This window comes from Streptomyces speibonae, assembly GCF_984686075.1.
On the sequence record NZ_OZ480260.1, the window covers coordinates 6640487 to 6665847 of the forward strand.

General features: G+C 69.4%; 20 protein-coding genes, 3 rRNA genes and 1 pseudogene. 18 read left to right on the forward strand and 6 right to left on the reverse strand.

All coding sequences use genetic code 11. From position 1 onward, the window contains the following. Positions 1-218: 218 nt before the first annotated feature. Positions 219-1010 carry an Rv1486c family protein gene (locus tag AC5L3C_RS29870; RefSeq protein WP_493652072.1) on the reverse strand — a complete coding sequence of 264 codons (792 nt, stop codon included), beginning with the start codon at positions 1008-1010 and terminating at the stop codon, positions 219-221. A gap of 163 nt (positions 1011-1173) precedes the next feature. Between AC5L3C_RS29870 and AC5L3C_RS29875 the strand changes: the two are divergent. The 3 genes and pseudogenes from AC5L3C_RS29875 to AC5L3C_RS29885 form a co-directional block, all read left to right on the forward strand. Next, a pseudogene (locus AC5L3C_RS29875) lies at positions 1174-1704 on the forward strand (ABC transporter ATP-binding protein); the annotation flags it as partial. Between the two features lie 359 nt (positions 1705-2063). Next, positions 2064-2495, forward strand: coding sequence for an NfeD family protein (locus AC5L3C_RS29880; protein WP_125507638.1), 432 nt, complete (start codon positions 2064-2066; stop codon positions 2493-2495). 147 nt (positions 2496-2642) lie between these two features. Continuing rightward, complete coding sequence (locus tag AC5L3C_RS29885) at positions 2643-3599, forward strand: SPFH domain-containing protein (RefSeq protein ID WP_493652073.1); 957 nt, start codon at positions 2643-2645, stop codon at positions 3597-3599. 101 nt (positions 3600-3700) lie between these two features. Here the strand turns inward: AC5L3C_RS29885 and AC5L3C_RS29890 are convergent, their stop codons facing one another. The 3 genes from AC5L3C_RS29890 to AC5L3C_RS29900 all read right to left on the reverse strand — a co-directional run bounded on the left by AC5L3C_RS29890 (position 3701) and on the right by AC5L3C_RS29900 (position 5779). Beyond that, a complete protein-coding gene (locus AC5L3C_RS29890) occupies positions 3701-4207 on the reverse strand; it encodes an HNH endonuclease (RefSeq protein WP_493652074.1) in 507 nt (168 codons plus the stop codon). A 208-nt stretch (positions 4208-4415) separates the two neighbouring features. Next, positions 4416-4955, reverse strand: coding sequence for a YbhB/YbcL family Raf kinase inhibitor-like protein (locus AC5L3C_RS29895; RefSeq protein WP_493652075.1), 540 nt, complete (start codon positions 4953-4955; stop codon positions 4416-4418). 41 nt (positions 4956-4996) lie between these two features. Continuing rightward, on the reverse strand, positions 4997-5779 hold the full coding sequence (locus AC5L3C_RS29900) for a sporulation protein (RefSeq protein WP_493652076.1): 783 nt from the start codon (positions 5777-5779) through the stop codon (positions 4997-4999). A 155-nt stretch (positions 5780-5934) separates the two neighbouring features. On the opposite strand from AC5L3C_RS29900, the gene AC5L3C_RS29905 reads away from it, so the two are divergent. From AC5L3C_RS29905 to AC5L3C_RS29930, 6 genes are all read left to right on the forward strand, one after another. Further along, positions 5935-6576: a DNA-3-methyladenine glycosylase gene (locus AC5L3C_RS29905; protein ID WP_493652078.1), complete on the forward strand. Its 642-nt coding sequence runs from the start codon at positions 5935-5937 to the stop codon at positions 6574-6576. A gap of 519 nt (positions 6577-7095) precedes the next feature. After that, positions 7096-8623 (forward strand): 16S ribosomal RNA (locus AC5L3C_RS29910). Positions 8624-8931: 308 nt separating this feature from the next. Continuing rightward, positions 8932-12054 (forward strand): 23S ribosomal RNA (locus AC5L3C_RS29915). A gap of 107 nt (positions 12055-12161) precedes the next feature. Beyond that, positions 12162-12278, forward strand: a 5S ribosomal RNA gene (gene rrf, locus AC5L3C_RS29920). The 16S, 23S and 5S rRNA genes sit together here, the layout of an rRNA operon. Positions 12279-12487: 209 nt before the next feature. After that, a complete protein-coding gene (locus AC5L3C_RS29925; protein WP_493654080.1) occupies positions 12488-13342 on the forward strand; it encodes a hypothetical protein in 855 nt (284 codons plus the stop codon). After that, the gene (locus AC5L3C_RS29930) at positions 13234-13956 is read left to right on the forward strand and encodes a tetratricopeptide repeat protein (RefSeq protein ID WP_206302354.1); all 723 of its coding nucleotides are present in this window, start codon (positions 13234-13236) and stop codon (positions 13954-13956) included. Before AC5L3C_RS29925 ends, AC5L3C_RS29930 begins: the two co-directional genes overlap by 109 nt. 62 nt (positions 13957-14018) lie before the next feature. Here the strand turns inward: AC5L3C_RS29930 and AC5L3C_RS29935 are convergent, their stop codons facing one another. Further along, the gene (locus AC5L3C_RS29935) at positions 14019-15365 is read right to left on the reverse strand and encodes a DUF1015 family protein (protein ID WP_493652079.1); all 1347 of its coding nucleotides are present in this window, start codon (positions 15363-15365) and stop codon (positions 14019-14021) included. A gap of 72 nt (positions 15366-15437) precedes the next feature. On the opposite strand from AC5L3C_RS29935, the gene AC5L3C_RS29940 reads away from it, so the two are divergent. From AC5L3C_RS29940 to AC5L3C_RS29955, 4 genes are all read left to right on the forward strand, one after another. Beyond that, positions 15438-16466 carry an HAD hydrolase-like protein gene (locus tag AC5L3C_RS29940; RefSeq protein ID WP_493652080.1) on the forward strand — a complete coding sequence of 343 codons (1029 nt, stop codon included), beginning with the start codon at positions 15438-15440 and terminating at the stop codon, positions 16464-16466. 66 nt (positions 16467-16532) lie between these two features. Continuing rightward, positions 16533-17576, forward strand: a complete 1044-nt coding sequence (locus tag AC5L3C_RS29945) for a FecCD family ABC transporter permease (RefSeq protein ID WP_493652082.1) — start codon at positions 16533-16535, stop codon at positions 17574-17576. Then, positions 17573-18610, forward strand: coding sequence for a FecCD family ABC transporter permease (locus AC5L3C_RS29950; RefSeq protein ID WP_493652084.1), 1038 nt, complete (start codon positions 17573-17575; stop codon positions 18608-18610). Before AC5L3C_RS29945 ends, AC5L3C_RS29950 begins: the two co-directional genes overlap by 4 nt. Next, a complete protein-coding gene (locus AC5L3C_RS29955; RefSeq protein ID WP_493652086.1) occupies positions 18607-19497 on the forward strand; it encodes an ABC transporter ATP-binding protein in 891 nt (296 codons plus the stop codon). Before AC5L3C_RS29950 ends, AC5L3C_RS29955 begins: the two co-directional genes overlap by 4 nt. Before the next feature lie 3 nt (positions 19498-19500). On the opposite strand, the gene AC5L3C_RS29960 is transcribed toward AC5L3C_RS29955, so the two are convergent. Further along, positions 19501-19848 (reverse strand): SCP2 sterol-binding domain-containing protein, encoded by a 348-nt coding sequence (locus tag AC5L3C_RS29960; protein WP_125507661.1) that lies wholly within the window; start codon positions 19846-19848, stop codon positions 19501-19503. Between the two features lie 42 nt (positions 19849-19890). On the opposite strand from AC5L3C_RS29960, the gene AC5L3C_RS29965 reads away from it, so the two are divergent. From AC5L3C_RS29965 to AC5L3C_RS29985, 5 genes are all read left to right on the forward strand, one after another. Continuing rightward, a complete protein-coding gene (locus tag AC5L3C_RS29965) occupies positions 19891-20217 on the forward strand; it encodes a hypothetical protein (protein WP_493652087.1) in 327 nt (108 codons plus the stop codon). 7 nt (positions 20218-20224) lie between these two features. Continuing rightward, entirely contained in the window at positions 20225-21040 is an 816-nt protein-coding gene (locus AC5L3C_RS29970) for a TlyA family RNA methyltransferase (RefSeq protein ID WP_493652089.1), read from the forward strand. Beyond that, positions 21037-21942, forward strand: a complete 906-nt coding sequence (locus tag AC5L3C_RS29975) for an NAD kinase (protein ID WP_493652091.1) — start codon at positions 21037-21039, stop codon at positions 21940-21942. Before AC5L3C_RS29970 ends, AC5L3C_RS29975 begins: the two co-directional genes overlap by 4 nt. 300 nt (positions 21943-22242) lie before the next feature. Then, positions 22243-23961, forward strand: a complete 1719-nt coding sequence (recN, locus tag AC5L3C_RS29980) for a DNA repair protein RecN (RefSeq protein WP_493654081.1) — start codon at positions 22243-22245, stop codon at positions 23959-23961. Positions 23962-24232: 271 nt separating this feature from the next. Continuing rightward, positions 24233-25354 carry a glycosyltransferase family 4 protein gene (locus AC5L3C_RS29985; protein ID WP_125507670.1) on the forward strand — a complete coding sequence of 374 codons (1122 nt, stop codon included), beginning with the start codon at positions 24233-24235 and terminating at the stop codon, positions 25352-25354. The last annotated feature ends 7 nt before the right edge of the window (positions 25355-25361 follow it).

Genomic DNA, 25361 nt, shown 5'->3' on the forward strand with positions numbered 1-25361 from the left:
CGCGGGCAGTCGTGCCTCCCCCAGAGCCTCAAGGGCCTGGGAGGTACCCCCATGGGCGATGGGGGTCCCCCCACTCATGGGGGTACCTCCCGCTCGAGCGAAGCCGAGAGTGGGGGAGGAGCCGAGAGTGGGGGAGGCACCCCGCAAGCGCCGGGCTGCGCAAACCACCCCCCGGCCCACCCCCACCCCGGCCACCGAAACAGCGCACCGGGCCGAACTCACCCCACCCCCCGCTCCTCCACAACGGAGTTGTACGCAGCGACCTGCGCCCGCCGAGCCGTCCGCTCCACCGGCCGCAACGCTCCCGCCCGCGCCGCCATCTCCGACGCACTCACCGCACCCCACGCGCCCCCATGCCCCCGCGCCCCCGCCAGCGACACCAACGCCCCCACCCGCTGCGCCAGCTCCAGCACCCGAACCGCCCGAGACGGATACCCCGGCGCCAGCACCTCCCGCCCCCGCATCGCCCGCGCCCGGTACGCCTCGACCGCCGCCTCCGCCACCGGCCCCGACCCGGCCACATCCAGCCGCGTCAGCACCTCCGTCGCCTCCCGCAGCGCCTCCGCCAGCTCCCGCTCCGCCTCCCCGAGCGACGGCACATCCGCCGGCGGCGCCTCCCGCACCGGCAGACAGTGCCAGACCACCTCGACATGCACATCACCCGAAGGCCCGGCCTCGTACACCTCCGGCACCAGCCCCAGCGCGGCACCGGAGCACACCACCGCCTCCTCCGCCTCCAGCGCCCGCGCATTGAACTCCGGCGGCCCGCTCAGCCCCAGCGGATGCCCCGGCGCAGGCAGCGCCACCCGCAGCCCGGTCACCCCGAGCGCCCGCAGCCGCCCCAGCGCCAGCGTGAGCCCCACCGGCGCGGACTCGCCCGGCAGCCCCTCCACCCGGTGCACCGCGTCCTCCCCGACGATGGCGGCCGCGGCGTCATCCGGAGAGACAAGTCCGGCAAGCAGGGCGTTTCCCCAAGCGGCAAGGAGTCCAGAGCGAGGTTCCGAGAGCATGCGTACACCCTAGACAGAGCCCAAGAACCGGACCGAGGCGATGCCCCGCCCGACCGGTGGCGTAGATTTCATGGAGGGCTGCGCCCACGGGTGCGGCGGACCAGCCCACAGGCGTACGCGACAGCCGAGACCCGGCCACACTGCAAGGGGAGACAACGCGCTCATGAGCGATGTTCTGGAGCTTCAGGACGTATCCGTGGTCCGCGAGGGCCGGGCTCTGGTGGACCAGGTCTCCTGGTCGGTCAAGGAGGGCGAGCGCTGGGTCATCCTCGGCCCCAACGGCGCCGGCAAGACCACCCTCCTCAATATCGCGTCCAGCTACCTCTACCCCAGCAAGGGAACCGCCACCATCCTCGGCGAGACCCTCGGCAGGCCCGGTACGGACGTCTTCGAGCTGCGCCCCCGCATCGGCATGGCCGGCCTCGCCCTGGCCGACAAGCTCCCCAAGAAGCAGACGGTCCTGCAGACCGTGCTCACCGCCGCCTACGGCATGACCGCGGGCTGGCAGGAGGAGTACGAGGACATCGACGAACAGCGCGCCCGCGCCTTCCTCGACCGCCTCGGCATGTCCGAGTACCTGGACCGCAAGTTCGGCACCCTCTCCGAGGGCGAGCGCAAGCGCACCCTCATCGCCCGCGCCCTGATGACCGACCCCGAGCTGCTGCTCCTCGACGAGCCCGCCGCCGGCCTCGACCTCGGCGGCCGCGAGGACCTCGTGCGCCGCCTCGGCCGGCTCGCCCGCGACCCGATCGCCCCCTCCATGATCATGGTCACCCACCACGTCGAGGAGATCGCCCCGGGCTTCACCCACGTCCTGATGATCCGTCAGGGCAAGGTTCTCGCGGCCGGCCCCCTGGAGCTGGAGCTCACCTCCCGCAACCTCTCCGTCTGCTTCGGCCTGCCGCTCGTGGTCGAACAGGTCGGCGACCGCTGGACTGCCCAGGGCCTCCCGATGACCTGAGGCCTCCCGGCAGCAAGAACCGCCGCAACACGGCGCGTTCAAACTGGTCGGCGCCCTGTCCGCGACCGGGTGCGCGGTTTTACCATGACCAGGTGGACATCGACGCATGGCTGTGGTGGCTGATCGGCGCGGCGGCACTCGGCATCGGGCTCGTGATCACCGCGATGCCCGAACTCGGCATGCTCGCGGTGGGCGCCGTCGCCGCGGCAGTGGTCTCGGGCTTCTTCGGTGGCGGCGCGGTCGCCCAGGTCGCGGTCTTCGCGATCGTCTCCACCGCGCTCATCGCCGTCGTACGGCCCATCGCCAACAGACACCGGGCCCAGCGGCCCCAACTCGCCACCGGCGTGGACGCCCTGAAGGGCAAACAGGCCGTGGTGCTGGAGCGCGTCGACTCCTCCGGTGGCCGGATCAAGCTGGCCGGCGAGGTCTGGTCGGCGCGCGCCCTCGACGCCGGCCGCGCCTATGACGTAGGCCAGGAAGTGGACGTCGTGGACATCGAGGGAGCCACCGCGATCGTCATGTGACCCCCGCGACACAACTGGGGCGAACAACCTCCCAGTTGCACCGATCGTCTGTCAGACTCGACCGGAAAGATCTTCAACGGCGGGATCCGTCACTGGTGCGGGATCCGCCGCAGGCGCCGAGGCGAAGAAGGGTTCGGGGAACCGACGATGCAACCGATCATCATCGTCCTGATCATTCTGGTGGTGTTGGTCTTCATCGCCCTGATCAAGACGATCCAAGTCATCCCGCAGGCCAGCGCGGCCATCGTCGAGCGCTTCGGCCGCTACACGCGGACACTCAACGCGGGCCTCAACATCGTCGTCCCGTTCATCGACACCATCCGCAACCGCATCGACCTGCGCGAACAGGTCGTGCCGTTCCCGCCGCAGCCGGTCATCACCCAGGACAACCTGGTCGTCAACATCGACACCGTCATCTACTACCAGGTGACCGACGCCCGCGCCGCCACCTACGAGGTCGCCAGCTACATCCAGGCCATCGAACAGCTCACCGTCACCACGCTGCGCAACATCATCGGCGGCATGGACCTCGAACGGACCCTCACCTCCCGCGAGGAGATCAACGCGGCCCTGCGCGGCGTCCTCGACGAGGCCACCGGCAAGTGGGGCATCCGCGTCAACCGCGTCGAACTCAAGGCCATCGAACCGCCCACCTCCATCCAGGACTCGATGGAGAAGCAGATGCGCGCCGACCGCGACAAGCGCGCCGCCATCCTCCAGGCCGAGGGCGTCCGGCAGTCCGAGATCCTGCGCGCCGAGGGCGAGAAGCAGTCCCAGATCCTGCGCGCCGAGGGTGAGGCCAAGGCGGCGGCCCTGCGCGCCGAGGGCGAGGCCCAGGCCGTCCGCACGGTCTTCGAGGCCATCCACGCCGGCGACCCCGACCAGAAGCTGCTCTCCTACCAGTACCTCCAGATGCTCCCGAAGATCGCCGAGGGCGATGCCAACAAGCTCTGGATCGTCCCCAGCGAGATCGGCGACGCCCTCAAGGGCCTCTCCGGAGCCGTGGGCAACTTCGGCTCCAGCCTGGGCGGCAACGGAGGCAACGGCGGCTCAGGAAGCACCGTCCCCGCCCAGGAACGCCGCGAGAAGCCCTCGATCGACTGACCGGGGGACCCGGGGAGAGCACGGGGTCCCCGTACCCTCTCAGGGGCGCGGGGATCCATCGATGCGGCTCCGCCGCGTGGGCGCGAGAAACGGCGAAGCCGTCACGCCGCGGCCGACGCCAGCCAATCGGGCAGCGCCTCGAACTCCTCCGTGCCAAGCGCCAGCAGCATCGCGTCCGCGGGCGTCGGCTCGAACGGCTCCCGCAGCAACGGCATACCGGCCTGCTCCGGCGTCCGGTTCGCCTTGCGGTGATTGTCCTCCGCGCACGCCGCCACCGTGTTCAGCCACGTGTCCTGCCCGCCGTGCGACCGCGGTACCACGTGGTCGACGGTCGTCGCCCGCCTCCCGCAGTACGCGCACCGGTGCCGGTCCCGTACCAGGACACCCCTCCGCGACCACGGGGCTCGTCTTCGGAACGGCACCCTCACGTATTGGCAGAGCCTGATCACCCGGGGCGCCGGTATGTCGACCGCGGCTCCGCGCATCCGCAGTTCGGGGTGGGCCTGCTCGACGACGGCCTTGTCCTGGAGCACCAGAACGACGGCTCGGTTCAGCGTCACCGTCGACAACGGCTCGAAGCTCGCGTTCAGTACCAGCGTGTCCCGCATACCAGCCCACCTCCCGTGTGCACCGGCCCACCCCTCGGCGGGCTGGGATCAACTCTGGCGGGGCACGCCGAGATGGACAACGCAATATCCGCTGCTCGTACGGGAGGTGACCCCCGCGACCCCCGGCAAAAAAATGCCCGCCCCTGATCAATTCCAAGACCAGGGGCGGGCAAACGTTCCATGAACGAACGGGGCCGCTCGGACGGGCTCAGGACTGAGCGGGCACCTCGTACTCGGCGATCAGATGGGCCCGGGCCAGCGTGTGGAACCGCAGGTTGAAGCCCACGACGGCGGGAGACGCGTCCTCATCGGGACCCAGCTTCTCCTGGTCCACCGCGTACACCGTGAAGACGTACCGGTGCGGCCCGTCCCCGGGCGGCGGCGCGGCACCGCCGAACTCCTTGCTGCCGTAGTCGTTGCGCGCGTGGACCGCGCCCTCCGGCAGCCCTTCGAACGAGCCGTTGCCCGCGCCCGCCGGCAGCTCGGTCACCGACGCCGGGATGTCGAACACCACCCAGTGCCAGAACCCGCTGCCCGTCGGGGCGTCCGGGTCGTAGCAGGTCACGGCGAAGCTCTTGGCCTCCGGCGGGAACCCCTCCCAGCGCAGGTGCGGTGAGGTGTTGCCGGCCGCGTGAACCTGAGCGTCCGGAAGCGTGGCCCCGTGCTTCATGTCGTCACTCGTGACCGTGAAGGACGGCACGGGCGGATGGAAGTCGTGGGGGAGCGGCCGGCGCTTGAGCTCGGTCACCTCGGTACCTCCTGATCGTCAGCGTTCGGTCGGAACCGAGCCTAGAACCAGTTGCGCTTGCTGCCGACCTCCGACAGCCACTGGTTGAGGTATGCCGTCCAGTCGGTCCCCTGGTAGTCGTTCAGGCCCACCTTGAACGACCGGAAGGTGTCACTGCCCTCGCTGAACAGACCCGGCTTCTTGTCCATCTCCAGCACGACGTCCATGGCCTGCTCGTCGGCCACGAAGCTCAGCTCGACCTGGTTCAGCCCACGGTACTGCTGCGGCGGGTGGAACTCGATCTCCTGGTAGAAGGGCAGCTTCTGCCGGGTGCCCCGGATGTGGCCGCGCTCCATGTCGGCGCTCTTGAAGCGGAAGCCCAGCTGGATGAAGGCGTCCAGAATCGCCTTCTGCGCCGGCAGCGGGTGCACGTTGATCGGGTCGAGGTCGCCCGAGTCCACCGCGCGCGCGATCTGCAGCTCGGTGGTCACACCGATGTTCATCCCGCGCAGCGCCTGACCGTCGATCATCGTGACCGGCGTCTCCCACGGAATCTCCAGGCCGAACTGCACCGCGTGCACCGCACCCGCCTGGAGCTCGAAGGCGCCCCCGAGCCGCGACTTCGTGAACTCGATGTTCTGCTTGTACTCCTGGTCGCCGCTCTCCACCTCGACCTTGGCCTGCAGCCCGACCGACAGACCCTCGATCTGCTGGTTGACGGACCCGCCCTGGATCCGCACCTCCCCCTGGACGACACCGCCCGGAACGACGTTGACCTCGTGCAGCACGGTCTCCACCGAGGCCCCGCCGGCACCCAGACTCGCCAGCAGCTTCTTGAACGCCATGTCTCTCCCTCTGTCGTCCTGTGTCGCCATCGCTTAGGGCTTGATCCCTAACAACGCAATCCGGCCGTGGCCGGTTCCACCGCCCCACACCCTGGCAAGTGCGGCGCCCGGTGACCACCCCACGGCACTGGCCGTCTCCAGTACCCTCGGACGGCATGATCGCGAGCCCTGACCGTACGCCTCTGCCCAGGGAGTTCTTCGACCGCCCCGTCCTCGAGGTCGCCCCCGACCTCCTCGGCAGAATCCTGGTTCGCAGCACCCCGGACGGTCCGATCGCACTCCGTCTCACCGAGGTCGAGGCCTACGACGGGGAGAACGACCCCGGCTCGCACGCCTATCGCGGCCGCACCGCCCGCAATGAGGTGATGTTCGGTCCGCCCGGCCACGTGTACGTCTACTTCACCTATGGCATGTGGTTCTGCATGAACCTGGTGTGCGGTCCCGAGGGCCGGGCGCGCGCGGTACTGCTGCGCGCGGGCGAGATCATCGAGGGTGCCGAACTGGCCCGCGCCCGTCGGCTCTCGGCCCGGAACGACAAGGAACTGGCCAAAGGCCCGGCACGCCTGGCGACAGCCCTCGGCGTCGACCGCGCCCTCAACGGCACCGACGCCTGCGCCGCCGGCGAGACGCCCCTCCGTATCCTCACCGGCACGGCCACACCCTCCGACCAGGTGAAGAACGGTCCGCGCACCGGAGTCTCGGGCGAGGGAGCCGTCCATCCCTGGCGCTACTGGATCGCCGACGATCCCACGGTCAGCCCGTACCGGGCCCATGTCCTGCGGCGCCGGCGAAGTTGACTTGGGGGTGCAAGGTGCGTAATGTAGCCCGAGCCGCTTGAACCGGGTACGGCGATCGCCTGCAGCCGGAAGCGGCCAACCCACTACCTACGATCACCCCTCAGCGGGGTCGAATTCGTCATGTGCGCATGCCTGAATTCAACGCCGCGGGGCCCGATTATGAATCGGGCGGGGGAATCGGCTAACGTAGCGAATGTCGAAAGGCCGGGCGGCGAAAGCCGCGGGCTCGACGGCAAAACCCGCCGACCGGGAATCGGGTCCGAAAGGGTCTGATAGAGTCGGAAACGCCGAAGGGAAGCGCCCGGAGGAAAGCCTGCGAGGGTGAGTACGAAGGAAGCGTCCGTTCCTTGAGAACTCAACAGCGTGCCAAAAGTCAACGCCAGATATGTTGATACCCCGTCTCCAGCTTCTGCTGGGGCGAGGTTCCTTTGAAAAAACACAGCGAGGACGCTGTGTGCGAGGGGAATATTCCTCCTCTCGCACCGCTCTCGTGGTGTTCATCCCGATTACGGGAAAACATTCACGGAGAGTTTGATCCTGGCTCAGGACGAACGCTGGCGGCGTGCTTAACACATGCAAGTCGAACGATGAACCACCTTCGGGTGGGGATTAGTGGCGAACGGGTGAGTAACACGTGGGCAATCTGCCCTGCACTCTGGGACAAGCCCTGGAAACGGGGTCTAATACCGGATACTGAACCGTCTGGGCATCCAGGCGGTTCGAAAGCTCCGGCGGTGCAGGATGAGCCCGCGGCCTATCAGCTTGTTGGTGAGGTAACGGCTCACCAAGGCGACGACGGGTAGCCGGCCTGAGAGGGCGACCGGCCACACTGGGACTGAGACACGGCCCAGACTCCTACGGGAGGCAGCAGTGGGGAATATTGCACAATGGGCGAAAGCCTGATGCAGCGACGCCGCGTGAGGGATGACGGCCTTCGGGTTGTAAACCTCTTTCAGCAGGGAAGAAGCGAAAGTGACGGTACCTGCAGAAGAAGCGCCGGCTAACTACGTGCCAGCAGCCGCGGTAATACGTAGGGCGCGAGCGTTGTCCGGAATTATTGGGCGTAAAGAGCTCGTAGGCGGCTTGTCGCGTCGGTTGTGAAAGCCCGGGGCTTAACCCCGGGTCTGCAGTCGATACGGGCAGGCTAGAGTTCGGTAGGGGAGATCGGAATTCCTGGTGTAGCGGTGAAATGCGCAGATATCAGGAGGAACACCGGTGGCGAAGGCGGATCTCTGGGCCGATACTGACGCTGAGGAGCGAAAGCGTGGGGAGCGAACAGGATTAGATACCCTGGTAGTCCACGCCGTAAACGGTGGGCACTAGGTGTGGGCGACATTCCACGTCGTCCGTGCCGCAGCTAACGCATTAAGTGCCCCGCCTGGGGAGTACGGCCGCAAGGCTAAAACTCAAAGGAATTGACGGGGGCCCGCACAAGCGGCGGAGCATGTGGCTTAATTCGACGCAACGCGAAGAACCTTACCAAGGCTTGACATACACCGGAAACATCCAGAGATGGGTGCCCCCTTGTGGTCGGTGTACAGGTGGTGCATGGCTGTCGTCAGCTCGTGTCGTGAGATGTTGGGTTAAGTCCCGCAACGAGCGCAACCCTTGTCCCGTGTTGCCAGCAGGCCCTTGTGGTGCTGGGGACTCACGGGAGACCGCCGGGGTCAACTCGGAGGAAGGTGGGGACGACGTCAAGTCATCATGCCCCTTATGTCTTGGGCTGCACACGTGCTACAATGGCCGGTACAATGAGCTGCGATACCGCAAGGTGGAGCGAATCTCAAAAAGCCGGTCTCAGTTCGGATTGGGGTCTGCAACTCGACCCCATGAAGTCGGAGTCGCTAGTAATCGCAGATCAGCATTGCTGCGGTGAATACGTTCCCGGGCCTTGTACACACCGCCCGTCACGTCACGAAAGTCGGTAACACCCGAAGCCGGTGGCCCAACCCCTTGTGGGAGGGAGCTGTCGAAGGTGGGACTGGCGATTGGGACGAAGTCGTAACAAGGTAGCCGTACCGGAAGGTGCGGCTGGATCACCTCCTTTCTAAGGAGCACTTCTCACCAACTCCGGTTGGTCAGAGGCCAGTACATCGGCGAACGTCTGATGCTGGTTGCTCATGGGTGGAACGTTGACTACTCGGCACACTTGATCGTCTTCTCCTGCTAGTACTGCTCTTCGGAGCGTGGAACGTTGAGGGAAGCGGGGAGTGTGTCGGGCACGCTGTTGGGTGTCTGAGGGCACGGCCGCATTGGTCGTCTCTCGGTGCCGGCCCCGGTGAAGCATCACGTGAGTGGTGTGTGACGGGTGGTTGGTCGTTGTTTGAGAACTGCACAGTGGACGCGAGCATCTGTGGCCAAGTTTTTAAGGGCGCACGGTGGATGTCTTGGCACCAGGAACCGATGAAGGACGTGGGAGGCCGCGATAGGCCCCGGGGAGTCGTCAACCAGGCTTTGATCCGGGGGTGTCCGAATGGGGAAACCCGGCAGTCGTCATGGGCTGTCACCCTTGCCTGAACACATAGGGCAAGTGGAGGGAACGCGGGGAAGTGAAACATCTCAGTACCCGCAGGAAGAGAAAACAACCGTGATTCCGGTAGTAGTGGCGAGCGAAACCGGATGAGGCCAAACCGTATGCGTGTGAGACCCGGCAGGGGTTGCGCATTCGGGGTTGTGGGATCTCTCTTTCATGGTCTGCCGGCCATGAGACGAGTCAGAAACCGTTGATGTAGGCGAAGGACATGCGAAAGGTCCGGCGTAGAGGGTAAGACCCCCGTAGTCGAAACGTCAGCGGCTCGTTTGAGAGACACCCAAGTAGCACGGGGCCCGAGAAATCCCGTGTGAATCTGGCGGGACCACCCGCTAAGCCTAAATATTCCCTGGTGACCGATAGCGGATAGTACCGTGAGGGAATGGTGAAAAGTACCCCGGGAGGGGAGTGAAATAGTACCTGAAACCGTGTGCCTACAAGCCGTGGGAGCGTCGCTGATGGGCTTGCCCATCAGTCGTGACTGCGTGCCTTTTGAAGAATGAGCCTGCGAGTTTGCGGTGTGTTGCGAGGTTAACCCGGGTGGGGTAGCCGTAGCGAAAGCGAGTCCGAAGAGGGCGATCTGAGTAGCACGCTCAAGACCCGAAGCGGAGTGATCTAGCCATGGGCAGGTTGAAGCGGAGGTAAGACTTCGTGGAGGACCGAACCCACCAGGGTTGAAAACCTGGGGGATGACCTGTGGTTAGGGGTGAAAGGCCAATCAAACTCCGTGATAGCTGGTTCTCCCCGAAATGCATTTAGGTGCAGCGTCGTGTGTTTCTTGCCGGAGGTAGAGCACTGGATAGGCGATGGGCCCTACCGGGTTACTGACCTTAGCCAAACTCCGAATGCCGGTAAGTGAGAGCGCGGCAGTGAGACTGTGGGGGATAAGCTCCATGGTCGAGAGGGAAACAGCCCAGAGCATCGACTAAGGCCCCTAAGCGTACGCTAAGTGGGAAAGGATGTGGAGTCGCAGAGACAACCAGGAGGTTGGCTTAGAAGCAGCCATCCTTGAAAGAGTGCGTAATAGCTCACTGGTCTAGTGATTCCGCGCCGACAATGTAGCGGGGCTCAAGCGTACCGCCGAAGTCGTGTCATTCACACAATAGGGCCAACGCCTGTGTGGATGGGTAGGGGAGCGTCGTCTGCCGGGTGAAGCAGCCGCGTAAGCGAGTTGTGGACGGTTGACGAGTGAGAATGCAGGCATGAGTAGCGATTCACACGTGAGAAACGTGTGCGCCGATTGACTAAGGGTTCCTGGGTCAAGCTGATCTGCCCAGGGTAAGTCGGGACCTAAGGCGAGGCCGACAGGCGTAGTCGATGGATAACCGGTTGATATTCCGGTACCCGCTGTGGAGCGTCAAACATCGAATCCAGTGATGCTAAGCCCGTGAAGCCGTCGGCTGAGTCTTCGGACGAGGTCGGAGTGGTGGAGCCGGTGACCCGAGCTGGTAGTAGGTGAGTGATGGGGTGACGCAGGAAGGTAGTCCATCCCGGGCGGTGGTTGTCCCGGGGTAAGGGTGTAGGACGTCAGGTAGGTAAATCCGCCTGGCAATAGTCTGAGACCTGATGCCGAGCCGATTGTGGTGAAGTGGATGATCCTATGCTGTCGAGAAAAGCCTCTAGCGAGTTTCATGGCGGCCCGTACCCTAAACCGACTCAGGTGGTCAGGTAGAGAATACCGAGGCGTTCGGGTGAACTATGGTTAAGGAACTCGGCAAAATGCCCCCGTAACTTCGGGAGAAGGGGGGCCACGCTCGGTGATCCGATTTACTCGGTGAGCTGGGGGTGGCCGCAGAGACCAGCGAGAAGCGACTGTTTACTAAAAACACAGGTCCGTGCGAAGCCGTAAGGCGATGTATACGGACTGACGCCTGCCCGGTGCTGGAACGTTAAGGGGACCGGTTAGCTCACTTTCGGGTGGGCGAAGCTGAGAACTTAAGCGCCAGTAAACGGCGGTGGTAACTATAACCATCCTAAGGTAGCGAAATTCCTTGTCGGGTAAGTTCCGACCTGCACGAATGGCGTAACGACTTCTCGACTGTCTCAACCATAGGCCCGGTGAAATTGCACTACGAGTAAAGATGCTCGTTTCGCGCAGCAGGACGGAAAGACCCCGGGACCTTTACTACAGTTTGATATTGGTGTTCGGTTCGGCTTGTGTAGGATAGCTGGGAGACTGTGAAGCCTGGACGCCAGTTCGGGTGGAGTCGTCGTTGAAATACCAGTCTGGTCGTGCTGGATGTCTAACCTGGGTCCGTGATCCGGATCAGGGACAGTGTCTGATGGGTAGTTTAACTGGGGCGGTTGCCTCCTAAAGAGTAACGGAGGCGCCCAAAGGTTCCCTCAGCCTGGTTGGCAATCAGGTGTTGAGTGTAAGTGCACAAGGGAGCTTGACTGTGAGACCGACGGGTCGAGCAGGGACGAAAGTCGGGACTAGTGATCCGGCGGTGGCTTGTGGAAGCGCCGTCGCTCAACGGATAAAAGGTACCCCGGGGATAACAGGCTGATCTTCCCCAAGAGTCCATATCGACGGGATGGTTTGGCACCTCGATGTCGGCTCGTCGCATCCTGGGGCTGGAGTCGGTCCCAAGGGTTGGGCTGTTCGCCCATTAAAGCGGTACGCGAGCTGGGTTTAGAACGTCGTGAGACAGTTCGGTCCCTATCCGCTGTGCGCGTAGGAGTCTTGAGAAGGGCTGTCCCTAGTACGAGAGGACCGGGACGGACGAACCTCTGGTGTGCCAGTTGTTCTGCCAAGGGCATGGCTGGTTGGCTACGTTCGGGAGGGATAACCGCTGAAAGCATCTAAGCGGGAAGCCTGCTTCGAGATGAGGACTCCCACCCACTTGATGGGGTAAGGCTCCCAGTAGACGACTGGGTTGATAGGCCGGATATGGAAGCACGGTAACGTGTGGAGTTGACCGGTACTAATAGGCCGAGGGCTTGTCCTCAGTTGCTCGCGTCCACTGTGTTAGTTCTGAGACAACGACCGTTGTCGGCTTTGAGCTAGAACACATACAAAAGAAGAGTGTGCTTGTTCGCTCGAAACCATTAGGGTTTCGGTGGTCATAGCGTAGGGGAAACGCCCGGTTACATTCCGAACCCGGAAGCTAAGCCTTACAGCGCCGATGGTACTGCAGGGGGGACCCTGTGGGAGAGTAGGACGCCGCCGAACAATCTTTGGAAGGACCCCTGGTCACCAGCGTTCAGCTGGGGCCAGGGGTCCTTTTTCTTTATGCTTGCGGTACCGAAGACAGGAGTCACCGATGTCCACCAACTCTCCCGACGACCGACCGGAGCGACGCGACCAGCGGCGACGGGACAGTGGTGAGCGGCCGAACCGCGCCGACCGTGGCGGCCAGCGTGGGGGCCCGCGCCGAGGTGATGACCGCGACCGTGGATTCCGCCGCGACGACCGTGCCGGTGGCCGGCCGGAGCGCGGTGGCTTCCGCGGCCGTGACGACAACCGCGGTGGCGAACGCGGTGGTTACCGCGGCCGGGACGATCGCAGGGATGACCGTCGTGACGACCGGCGCGACGATCGCAGGGACGACCGGCGCGACGACCGGCGCGACGGCCGCAGGGACGACCGGCGCGACGGCGACCGGGACCGTGGCTACGGCCGACGGGACGACAGCCGTGGCGGCGACCGGGACCGCGGTGGCTACCGCCGTGACCGTGACGACAGCCGTGGTGACCGTGGCGGCTACCGTGGCCGCGACGACCGTGGCGGCAGGGGCGACCGTGGCGAGCGCGGAGGCTTCCGCAGGGACGACGACCGTGGCTACGGCCGACGGGACGACAGCCGTGGCGGCGACCGGGATCGGGGCGGCTTCCGCCGTGACGACCGCCGTGACGACCGGCGCGACGATCGCAGGGACGACCGCCGTGACGATCGCAGGGACGACCGACGCGACGGCGACCGGGACCGTGGCGGCTACCGCCGTGACCGTGACGACAGCCGTGGTGACCGCGGCGGCTACCGCGGCCGCGACGACCGAGGACGCGGCCCCCGCCGGGACGACCGCGGTGGACGCCCCGGTGGCTTCCGCGGCCGGGACGACCGGCGCGGCGGCGGGCGCTTCCGTGACGACCGTGACCGTGACCGTGACCGGGAGCCCATCAAGCGGCTGCCCCTCCCTGAGGACGTCACGGGCGAGGAGATCGACAAGGACGTACGGCAGGAGCTGCAGAGCCTGCCCAAAACGCTCGCGGACGACGTGGCCAAGAACCTGGTGATGGTCGCCCGGCTGATCGACGAGGACCCCGAGACCGCCTACGGCTACTCCAGGGTGGCCCTGCGGCTGGCGTCGCGTGTCGCCGCCGTGCGGGAGGCCGCCGGGTTCGCCGCGTACGCCAACCAGAAGTACTCCGAGGCGCTCGCCGAGTTCCGGGCCGCGCGGCGGATGACCGGGAGCGCGGAGCTGTGGCCGCTCATGGCCGACTGCGAGCGCGGGCTCGGGCGGCCGGAGAAGGCGCTGGACATGGCCGGGGCGCCCGAGGTGCAGAAGCTGGACAAGGCCGGCCAGGTCGAGATGCGGCTCGTCGCGGCCGGAGCCCGGCGTGACCTGGGACAGCTGGACGCGGCGATCGTGACGCTGCAGAGCTCGGAACTGGCCTCCCACTCCGTCCAGCCGTGGACCGCGCGGCTGCGCTACGCGTACGCGGACGCGCTGTTGGCGGCCGGCCGGAGCGGTGAGGCGCGCGAGTGGTTCGCCAAGGCCGTCGAGGCCGACCGGGACGGCAGCACCGACGCGTCCGACCGGCTCGCCGAGCTGGACGGCGTGGAGTTCATGGACGCCCTCGCCGAGGACCGGGCCGACGACGCGGTGAACGAGGACGACAAGGACTGACTGACGTCCCGGCGCAGCACCGGAACGGACGGGGCGGGTCTCTGCGGAGGCCCGCCCCTTCGTCACAGGTCGAGCGCGCGCAGCACCAGACCGGACGCCGGCTTCGGGCCGAAGGACGTCGACTTGCGCGGCATCGTGACACCCTGCCGTGCGAGGTCGCGGACGACGTCCTCGTGCACCGGGTGCAGCAACACGCCCGTGCCTCCGTCGCGTTCCGCCTTCGCGACCGTGGCGGCCGTGTCATGGATGTACGCGATGTGTGCGGGGGTGTCCGGGACCTGCCAGACGTGGTCGAGGAGCGTGGCGTGCAGCACCGTAGCGTCCAGGGTGCGCCAGGCCTCCGGGCGGTCGGCAGGGACCGTGCGCGCCAGCAGTGCGGGGTCCGGCCGGTCGACGAGGTGGAAGGCGCCGTCTCCGGCGAGGAGGAAGGCGTTGCCGGCCGAGGCGGCCCCGGCGAGGAGGTCCATCGCCTCGGCCAGCGGTACGTCGAGACGGCGGACGCGGAAGCGGCCGTCGAGCGCTGCCACGGCGTCCGCGACCGGCACGTGGTGCAGCAGCCGGTGGATGGCGCGGACCCGCAGGGGGTAGCGGGCGGTGTCGACGAGGAGCACCAGGCCGTGGTCCCAGGGGCCGGGGGAGGGGTGCTCCGCGCGGAGGCGGCGGTAGGTCGCCCACCGGTGGTGGCCGTCGGCGATGAGCGCCTGGTGCCCGGTCAGTTCCTTCTGCACCGTGGCCAGTTCGGAGGGGTCGGTGACGGACCACAGCCGGTGGTGGACGCCGTCCTCCGTGGTGGTGGCGAGGAGGGGCGGGCGCAGGGCTGTGCGTTCGATCAGATCGGCCGTGGCGGTGGCCCCGCCGTCGCCGCCCCGGTAGGTGAGCAGCAGGGGTTCCAGGTTGGCGGAGGTGGCCTGCATGAGGTCCGCGCGGTCGGCGACGATGTGCGGCATGACGTCCTCGTGCGGCAGTACCACCTGCTCGTCGGGGTCGGAGACCCGCAGGAGGCCGATGAGACCGCGCTGCACCATGCCCTCGCCGCCCTCGCCGCCCTCGCCGCCCTCGCCGCCCTCGCCGCCCTCGCCGCCCTCGCCGACGCGCTGCTCGTAGACGTACAGGCCGGGTTCGGGGTCGGCGGTCAGGACGCCCTCGCAGCGCCAGCGGCGCAGTGTCGCGGCGGCCTGGGCGTTGCGCTTCTCGGGCGTGGCGGCCTCGGGGAGGATCAGCCGGACGATGTTGTGGGGGTCGGCGGACTGGAGGTGGTGCAGGCCGTCGGGGCGAACGACGACGTCGTACGGCGGGGATGTCACGGCGGCGAGGCTGCCGACCCGGTCGGGGTCGTATCGAAGGCCGCGGAACGGGGTGAGTTCCAGGCCTCGGGGCGCCTTTGCTTCCGAGTGACCTGCAGTGTTCATCCCGGCATCGTACGGGTGCCGGCGGCATGGGGGATGATCGGGGGAAAGCCGTCGAACGAGGAGCGATGCGGAATGAGCCGGAGCGTCAGGACGAGGCCCGAGGGCAGTGGGCGGGCCCTGAACGAGGCGTACGACACGGCGCTGCTCGACCTCGACGGTGTGGTGTACGCGGGCGGGAGCGCCATCGTCCACGCGGTCGAATCGCTCGCCGCGGCCCGCGAGGGCGGCATGCACCTCGCCTATGTGACCAACAACGCGCTGCGCACCCCGGACACCGTGGCCGCGCACCTGACCGAGCTGGGGATACCGGCGCGGGCCGAGGACGTCATCACGTCCGCCCAGGCGGTGGCGCGGCTGATCAGTGAGCAGGTGCCGCCGGGTTCCAGGGTGCTGGTGATCGGGGGCGAGGGGCTGCGGGTGGCGTTGCGGGAGCGCGGCCTGGTGCCGGTGGACTCGGCCGACGACGATCCGGCGGCGGTCGTGCAGGGCTACGGGGGGCCCGAACTGCCGTGGGGGCGGTTCGCGGAGGCGTCGTACGCCGTGGCCCGCGGGGTGCCGTGGTTCGCGTCCAACACCGACCTGACGATTCCCAGCGACCGGGGCATCGCGCCGGGCAACGGGGCGGCGGTGGAGGTGGTGCGGATCGCGACGGGCGGCGAGCCGCAGGTGGCGGGCAAGCCGCTGCCGCCGATGCACCGGGAGACGATTCTGCGGACGGGCGCCGAGCGGCCGCTGGTGGTGGGCGACCGGCTGGACACGGACATCGAGGGCGCGTTCTACGGCGAGGTCGACTCGCTGCTGGTGCTGACCGGGGTGACGGACGGCGCGCTGTTGCTCGCCGCGCCGCCGCAGCACCGGCCGACCTACGTCGACACCGATCTGCGCGGGCTGCTCACCGGTCAGCCGGAGGTCGTCGCGGCCGGCGACGGGTTCCGGTGCGGCGGCTGGACGGCGACGGCCGGGGCCGCACAGCTGGAGCTCGACGGGGAAGGTGCCGCGACGGACGGGCTGCGGGCGCTGTGCGCGGCGGCGTGGACGGCGGCCGGCGACGGGGTGTGCGCGCTGGACGGCGGGAAGGCGCTGGCCCGGCTCGGGTTGTGAACCCCTGCGTCGGCGGGGGCGGACCTGCGGAGTCGACCAAATGGGAGGGTAGGCTAACCTAACTGCGTGTTGGTCGAGAGTCCCCCCGAAGAGCGCGCGCGGCGTGCGTCCGCGCCCCCGAACCGCCGGGCGGTGCGCGTCCTCGGGCTGCTGGTCTCCGCCGGGGTCCTGGTGCTCGTCGCGCTGGCCAGTATCGCCGTCGGGGCGAAGGAGCTGTCCCTGGGCGAGGTCTGGCACGGCCTGTTCGGCGCGTCGGGCACCTACGGTGACGTCGTCGTGGCCGACCGGCTGTCACGTACCGTCCTGGGGCTGCTCGCCGGCGCCGCGCTCGGGCTGGCGGGAGCGGTCCTCCAGGCGCTGACCCGCAACCCGCTGGCCGACCCCGGCCTGCTCGGCATCAACGCGGGCGCGTCGGCGGCCGTGGTCACCGCCATCACCTTCTTCGGGGTCACCTCGCTGTCGGGGTATGTGTGGTTCGCGTTTCTCGGCGCCGCGGCGGTCGGCGCGCTGGTGTGGTTCCTCGGCGGCAGCAGGGGCGCGACCCCGGTACGGCTCGTGCTCGCCGGTATGGCCATCAGCGCGGCGCTCTTCGGCTATCTCCAGGCCATCATGATCCTGGACGACGCGGCGCTCGGCCGGATGCGGTTCTGGACGGTGGGTTCGCTGGCCTCCGGCAGTGACGCGGCCGTCAAGCAGGTGGTGCCGTTCCTGCTGGCCAGTTCCCTGCTGGCGCTGGCGCTCGCCCGGCCGCTGAACGCCGTGGCGATGGGCGACGACACCGCCAAGGCCCTCGGCGCGAACCTGAACCGCACCCGGGGGCTGTCCATGCTGGCCGCGACCGTGCTGTGCGGGGCGGCGACCGCCGCCTGCGGGCCGATCATGTTCGTCGGCCTGATGGTGCCGCATGTCGTGCGCTCCTTCACCGGGCCCGACCTGCGCTGGATCCTGCCGTACGCGGCGGTGCTGTCGCCCGTGCTGCTGCTGGGCGCCGATGTGCTCGGCCGGGTCGTGGCCCGGCCCGCGGAGGTCCAGGTCGGCATCGTCACCGCGATCCTCGGCGGCCCGGTCTTCATCTTTCTCGTACGACGGCGGAGGACGGCCCAGCTGTGAAGAGCAACCGCGCGGTGCGGCTCCCCGGCGGCCTGTCGTTCCGGCTGGACGTGCGCGCCCTGACCGTCGTCGTCGGGCTGCTGGCCGCGGCGCTCGCCGCGAGTGTCGTGCTGATCGGCACCGGCGACTTCCCGATGTCCGCCGCCGACGTGCTCAGGACGCTGGCGGGGGAGGGCGACGCCGGGCAGGAGCTGATCGTCAACGAGCTGCGGCTGCCCCGGGTCCTGGTCGGGCTGCTGGTCGGCGCCTCCCTCGGGCTCGGCGGCGCGCTGTTCCAGTCCGTCTCCCGCAACCCGCTGGGCAGCCCCGACGTCCTCGGCCTCGGCCAGGGGGCGACCGCCGGGGCGCTCACGGTGATCGTGCTGTTCTCCGGCACCGCCGACCAGGTCGCGCTCGGCGCGCTCGCCGGCGGGCTGCTGACCGGGTTCGCCATCTACGTCCTCGCCTGGAAGCGGGGCGTCCACGGCTACCGTCTGGTCCTGGTCGGCATCGGAGTCTCCGCGATCGTCACGGCCGTCAACGGCTATCTGCTCACCAAGTCCGACATCGTCGACGCCGCCCGCGCGGTGGTCTGGATGACCGGGTCGCTCAGCGGCCGCGACTGGGACCAGGTCTGGCCGCTGCTCGCCCTGTGCGCCGTGCTCGTCCCGCTGGTCCTCGCCCACTCCGGGGCGCTCCGGATGATGGAGATGGGTGACGACGTCGCCTACGCCCTCGGCGTGCGCGTCGAGCGCGTACGGCTGGTGCTGATGCTGTCGGCCGTCCTGCTCACCGCGTCCGCGACCGCCGCGGCCGGGCCGGTCAGCTTCGTCGCGCTCACCGCGCCGCAGCTGGCCCGGCGGCTGACCCGAGCGCCGGGGCCGAACCTGGTCGCCTCGGTGTGCATGGGCGCCGCCCTCCTGGTCGCTGCCGACTGGATCTCGCAGCGGGCGTTCGGTGCCGACCAGCTGCCCGTCGGAGTGGTCACCGGCGTGCTGGGCGGGGTCTATCTGCTGTGGCTGCTGGTCACCGAGCGCAGGGCGGGCCGGATATGAGCGCCGGACGCGCCGGACGCGCCGACCGCAGCGGGCCGAACCACCGAAGGAGCACCGTGAACCGACTGTCCGCCGAGAACGTCACCCTGGCCTACGACCAGCGGGTCATCGCCGAACAGCTGTCGGTGGAGATACCGGACAACTCCTTCACCGTGATCGTCGGTCCCAACGCCTGCGGCAAGTCGACCCTGCTGCGGGCCCTGTCCCGGATGCTCAAGCCGGACGAGGGACGGGTCCTGCTGGACGGCCAGGTCATCCAGTCGATGCCCGCCAAGAAGGTCGCCCGCACCCTGGGATTGCTGCCCCAGTCGTCCATCGCGCCCGACGGCATCACGGTCGGCGACCTGGTCGCCCGCGGCCGCTACCCGCACCAGGGCCTGCTGCGCCAGTGGTCCGCCGAGGACGAGCGCGTCGTACGGGAGTCGATGGCCCGCACCGGCGTCGGCGAGCTGGCGGAACGTTACGTCGACGAGCTCTCCGGCGGTCAGCGCCAGCGCGTGTGGATCGCCATGGCGCTGGCCCAGCAGACCCCGCTGCTGCTCCTCGACGAGCCGACCACCTACCTGGACATCCAGCACCAGATCGACGTCCTGGACCTTTGCGCGGACCTGCACGAGGAACACGGGCGCACCCTCGTCGCCGTCCTGCACGACCTCAATCACGCCGCGCGGTACGCCACCCATCTCATCGCCCTGCGCGAGGGACGGGTCATCGCCCAGGGCGCGCCGAAGGACATCGTCACCGCCGCCCTGGTGGAGGAGGTCTTCGGGCTGCGCTGCCAGGTCATCGACGACCCCGAGACGGGCACCCCGCTCGTGGTGCCGGCCGCCCGCACGGCACGGACCGGAGACAAGGGGCATAAGACCGGCACCGCGAGGGCCTCCTGAGCGTCACAGCAGCTTGCGGAGGCGGAACAGGTCGCGCAGCCCCGCCTCGAGACGCACCCGGCCCGATCCCCAGGCCTTGGCGAAGTTCAGCCGGCCGTCGACCAGGGCCACCAGGTCGTCACCCGTCATGGCGAGCCGTATCTGCGCCTTCTCGCGCGGCGGGCCGGACAGCGTGTCGCGGACCTCGATGCGGCCGCCCGTGAGCCGGCCGACGAAGGTCGTCTCCAGGTCGGTGAGGTGACAGCTGACGGAGCGGTCCATGGCTGCGGCCGCGCGGACGTCCCCCTCGGCGCCGCCCATGCTGTCCGAAAGCTTGTCGAGTGCGGCTCGGCACTCCTCGATCGTGGCCATCGCGCACGACGGTACCGCAGCCGTTCGCGGTAGCGTCGAGGCATGAACGACGCAGTGCCGCAGGCCGCGGCCACGGAGCCGGGCCCCGAGGAACCGGACCACGCCGCGGCGCCCGAGGACGGGCCGCCGCCCGACGACGGCCCCGCCGCCCCCGCGCCCCTGGGCGTCCCGCGCACCCCCACCGGGCACCCCGAGGTGGACGCCCATATGGAGCGGCTGGCCGATGCCGACCACCTCACCACGGACGGCCATCTCGAGGTGTACGAGGATGTACACCGGGGGCTGCGCGACGCGCTCACCGCGCTCGACGCCCGCCCGGGACCTCCGGGACCTCCAGGGCCCCCGTCGGCACACGGACACAGGAGCTGAACCGAACGTGGCAGGAGTCGCACGCCGCCGTCTCGACGCCGAGCTGGTCCGCCGTAAACTCGCGCGCTCGCGCGAGCACGCCGGACAGCTGATCGCCGCCGGCCGGGTCACCGTCGGCAGGACGGTCGCGACCAAGTCCGCCACCCAGGTGGAGACGGCCGCCGCGATCGTCGTCGCCGAGGACGCCGGTGACCCGGACTACGTCTCGCGCGGCGGGCACAAGCTGGCCGGCGCCTTCGAGGCCTTCGTCCCGCGCGGCCTCGAGGTCAAGGGGCGGCGGGCGCTCGACGCCGGCGCCTCCACCGGCGGCTTCACCGACGTGCTGCTGCGGGCCGGGGCCGCGCACGTGGTCGCCGTGGACGTCGGATACGGACAACTCGCCTGGAGTCTGCGCAACGATGAACGCGTCACCGTCAAAGACCGTACGAACGTACGGGAGTTGACGCTCGAGGTCATCGATGGGGAGCCTGTGGATCTTGTCGTGGGGGATCTGTCCTTCATCCCGCTCGGACTGGTGCTGCCCGCCCTGAAAGGGTGCGCGAAACCGGACGCCGACCTGGTGATGATGGTGAAACCGCAGTTCGAGGTGGGCAAGGAGCGGCTGGGCAGCGGCGGTGTCGTCCGCAGCCCCCAGCTGCGTGCCGAGGCCGTGCGTGGGGTGGCCGCGAAGGCCTGGGAGCTGGGGCTCGGGGCGAAGGGCGTGACGGCGAGTCCGCTGCCCGGGCCCTCGGGGAACGTCGAATACTTCCTGTGGCTGCGGGCCGGTGCTGAGGAACTGGACCCGGCCGATGTTGACCGTGCTGTGGCGGAGGGGCCGCGTTGACACAGAACCGAGCTCGTACTGTTTTCCTGCTGGCCCACACCGGGCGGCCCGCGGCCATCCGCAGCGCCGAGCTCGTGGTGAGAGGACTGCTGCGCAGCGGCCTCGGCGTGCGGGTCCTGGAGGACGAGGCCCAGGACCTGCCGCTGCCGGACGACGTGGAGACCGTCAAGGAGGCCACACCGCAGTGCCTGGACGGCTGTGAGCTGCTGATCGTGCTGGGCGGCGACGGCACGCTGCTGCGCGGCGCCGAGTTCGCCCGCGCCTCCGGGGTGCCGATGCTCGGCGTCAACCTCGGCCGGGTCGGCTTCCTCGCGGAGGCCGAACGCGACGACCTCGACAAGGTTGTCGACCGGGTGGTGAGCCGGGCGTACGAGGTCGAGGAACGGATGACCGTCGACGTCGTGGTGCACCGCAACGGCGACATCGTGCACACCGACTGGGCGCTGAACGAGGCGGCCGTGCAGAAGGTGTCCGCCGAGCGGATGCTGGAGGTCGTGCTGGAGATCGACGGCCGGCCGGTCACCGGGTTCGGCTGTGACGGCATCGTCTGCGCCACCCCGACCGGGTCCACGGCGTACGCCTTCTCCGCCGGCGGGCCCGTGGTGTGGCCCGAGGTCGAGGCGCTGCTGATGGTGCCGATCAGCGCGCACGCCCTGTTCGCCAAGCCGCTGGTGACCTCGCCCGACTCGGTACTGGCGGTGGAGGTGCTGCCGCACATCCCTCCGGGGGTGCTGTGGTGCGACGGGCGGCGCACGGTCGAGCTGCCGGCGGGCGCGCGGGTCGAGGTGCGCCGGGGGGCGGTGCCGGTGCGGCTGGCGCGGTTGCACCATGCCTCGTTCACCGACCGGCTGGTCGCGAAGTTCGCGCTGCCCGTGTCCGGGTGGCGGGGGGCGCCGCACTAGTGCCGCGGCAGGCAACGTTTGCCCGTCAAGGAGCGGCGTCCGGTGCGTGCTCTCGGCGTGCCGGCCGGAAGTCCTCGTACTGGACGTACTTGGGCTTTCGGCCGGTGCGGCGAGAGTGCGTGCCGGGCGTCGCGACGGGGCGAACGTTGCCTGTCGGGGCACTAGACCGCGCCCACGCGGCGGAGCCGCACAGCGACACGGCCCCGCGCCCCCGCGAAACCGCTCCTCCGTGGGTGACAGGCGTGGGCCGGTCGCACTCCCGGGCCTCGACCTCGTAAGGTCTAGTTCGTGTTGGAGGAGATGCGGATACGGTCGCTCGGTGTCATCGACGACGCTGTTGTCGAGCTGTCGCCCGGGTTCACCGCCGTCACCGGTGAGACCGGCGCGGGCAAGACCATGGTGGTCACCAGCCTGGGCCTGCTGCTGGGCGGACGCGCGGACGCGGCCCTGGTGCGGATCGGCGCGCGCAACGCGGTCGTCGAGGGGCGGATCGCCGTGCCCGAGGCGTCCGCGGCGGTCGTGCGCGCCGAGGAGGCCGGGGCCGAGCTCGACGACGGGACGCTGCTGGTGAGCCGCACCGTCTCCGCCGAGGGGCGCTCACGGGCGCACCTGGGCGGGCGGAGCGTGCCGGTGGGGCTGCTCGCGGAGCTCGCCGACGAGCTCGTGGCGGTGCACGGGCAGACCGACCAGCAGGGGCTGCTGAAGCTGTCCCGGCAGCGGCAGGCGCTCGACCGGTACGCCGGGTACGCGGTCGCCGGCCCGCTCGGCAAGTACGGCGAGGCGTACAAGCGGCTGCGCGCCGTCAGCGCGGAGCTTGAGGAGATCACCACACGCGCGCGTGAGCGGGCGCAGGAGGCCGATCTGCTGCGCTTCGGGCTCGAGGAGATCGCCGCCGTGGAACCCCGCGCGGGTGAGGACGTGGAGCTCGCGGAGGAGGCCGAGCGGCTCGGGCACGCCGAGGCGCTGGCGTCCGCCGCCGCGGTCGCGCACGCCGCGCTGGCCGGGAATCCGGAGGACCCGGAGGGCGTGGACGCCGGGACGCTCGTCGCGGGCGCCCAGCGGGCCCTGGAGGCCGTGCGGGCCCACGATCCCGCGCTGGCCGCGCTGACCGACCGGATCGGCGAGATCGGCATCCTGCTGCGGGACGTCGCCGGGGAGCTGGCGGGGTACGCCGACGACCTCGACTCCGATCCGCTGCGGCTGGCGGCGGTCGAGGAGCGGCGGGCCGCGCTCACCGGGCTGGTCCGCAAGTACGGAGAGGACGTCTCCGCCGTGCTGGCGTGGGCCGAGCGCAGCGCCGCGCGGCTGACCGAACTGGACGGCGACGACGAGCGGATCGGTGAGCTCACCGCCGAGCGGGACGCGCTCCGTGCCGAACTGGGCGCCCTGGCCCAGGAGCTGACCGACGCGCGGACGGAGGCGGCGGAGCGGTTCGCGGCGGCCGTGACCGCGGAGCTGGGCTCGCTGGCGATGCCGCACGCGCGCGTGTCGTTCGACATCCGGCAGACCGAGGACCCGGAGGGCGTCGAGGTCGGCGGCAGGACGGTCGCCTACGGGCCGTCGGGCGTGGACGAGGTCGAGCTGCTGCTCGCCCCGCACCCGGGAGCGCCGCCCAGGCCCATCGCCAAGGGCGCCTCCGGCGGTGAGCTGTCGCGGGTGATGCTGGCCGTGGAGGTCGTGTTCGCCGGCACGGACCCGGTGCCCACCTACCTCTTCGACGAGGTCGACGCCGGTGTGGGCGGCAAGGCGGCGGTGGAGATCGGACGGCGGCTGGCGCGGCTGGCCAAGACGGCGCAGGTCGTGGTCGTCACGCATCTGCCGCAGGTGGCCGCGTTCGCCGACCGGCAGCTGCTGGTGGAGAAGACCGACGACGGATCGGTCACCCGGTCCGGTGTGAAGGTCCTCGAGGGCGAGGACCGCGTGCGGGAGCTGTCCCGGATGCTCGCCGGACAGGAGGACTCGGAGACGGCCCGGGCGCACGCGGAGGAACTGCTGGCCACGGCACGGGCGGACGTGTAACCGCCGCTTGTGTGACGCCTCCCGGCCCCGTTGTGCGGCGCCTCCCGGCCCCGCTCGGCGTCCGGGAGGCGCGGGCGGCACCCGCGTCACTCGTCCGGGTGAACCGGTGGTGGGGGTGGACCGGTGATACTGCTCCGGTGGTTCCCGGAACGGGTGTGCGTCCTGGCATGCTTGACGCAGTACGCGTAGGGAACCGCGCGGTACACCCCTCCGCACGGTCCTTCTGTACGTTCTTCGTGACCGTCCGACCCGAACCAGGAGCCCCGGCCACGTGACCCCCGTGAGCAGCCACTCGCCGATGCGCACCGTACAGGTGCTGGGCGGTGGCAACGCCGCCGGCAGCGCCCATGTGCGCTCGCTGGCCGCGGGGCTCGTGGCCCGGGGCGTGCGGGTCACGGTGTGCGCCCCCGTGGAGGCGGATCACACCTACGACTTCACCGGCGCGGGCGCCGAGCTCGTGCCCGTGCCGCGCAGCAGCGACCCGGCGTCCGTGGCCGCCCTGCGGGCCGCCTGCACGGGCGCCGACCTGGTGCACGCGCACGGGCTGCACGCCTCGTTCCGTACCGTCCTGGCTCTCAGCGGACGGCGCACACCGCTCGTCGTCACCTGGCACGACCGGGCGCACGCCGACGGTCCGCGCGCCCACTTCCTGCGCGTGCTGGAGCGCCGGGTCGTCAAGGCGGCCACCGTGGTGCTCGGGACGACCTCCGTCCTCGTGGACCGGGCGCGCACCACGGGCGCGCGGGACGCGCGGCTGGCCGCCGTCTCCGCCCCCGGGCCGCGTACGCCCCCGGAGCCGGACGACCCCGACCGGCTGCGGTCCAAGGTGCGGGCCGAACTCGGCGCCGTCGGACGCCCGTTGCTCATCGCCGTCGGCCCCCTCGAACAGCACCGGGGCCACGACGTGCTGCTGGACGCCGCCCACGGGTGGCGGCGTCTGGACCCCGTGCCGCTGGTGGTGGTCGCGGGGGAGGGGCCGCTGCGCGGCGAACTCCAGCGCAGGATCGAGGACGAGGAGCTGCCCGTCAGGATCGTGGACCGGCGCGAGGACGTCGCCCAACTGCTCGCCGCCGCCGACATCGCCCTGCTGCCGAGCCGGTGGGAGGCGCGCTCCGCCCTCGCCCAGGAGGCGCTCCACGCGCGCGTGCCGCTCGTCGCGACCCGCGTGGGCGGCATCCCCGAACTCGTCGGCGACGCCGCCGAGCTCGTCCCGTACGGCAACGCGCGGGCGCTCGCCGACGCCGTCGTCCGGCTGCTGGCCGACCCCGCACGGCGGGAGCTGCTCAGGGAGCGGGGCGTGCGCCAGGCGGCCACCTGGCCGACCGAGGACGAGACGGTCGCCCAGGTGCTCAGCGTGTACGACGAGTTGACGCGGCCCCTGCCGCTGATCTGACCCCGGT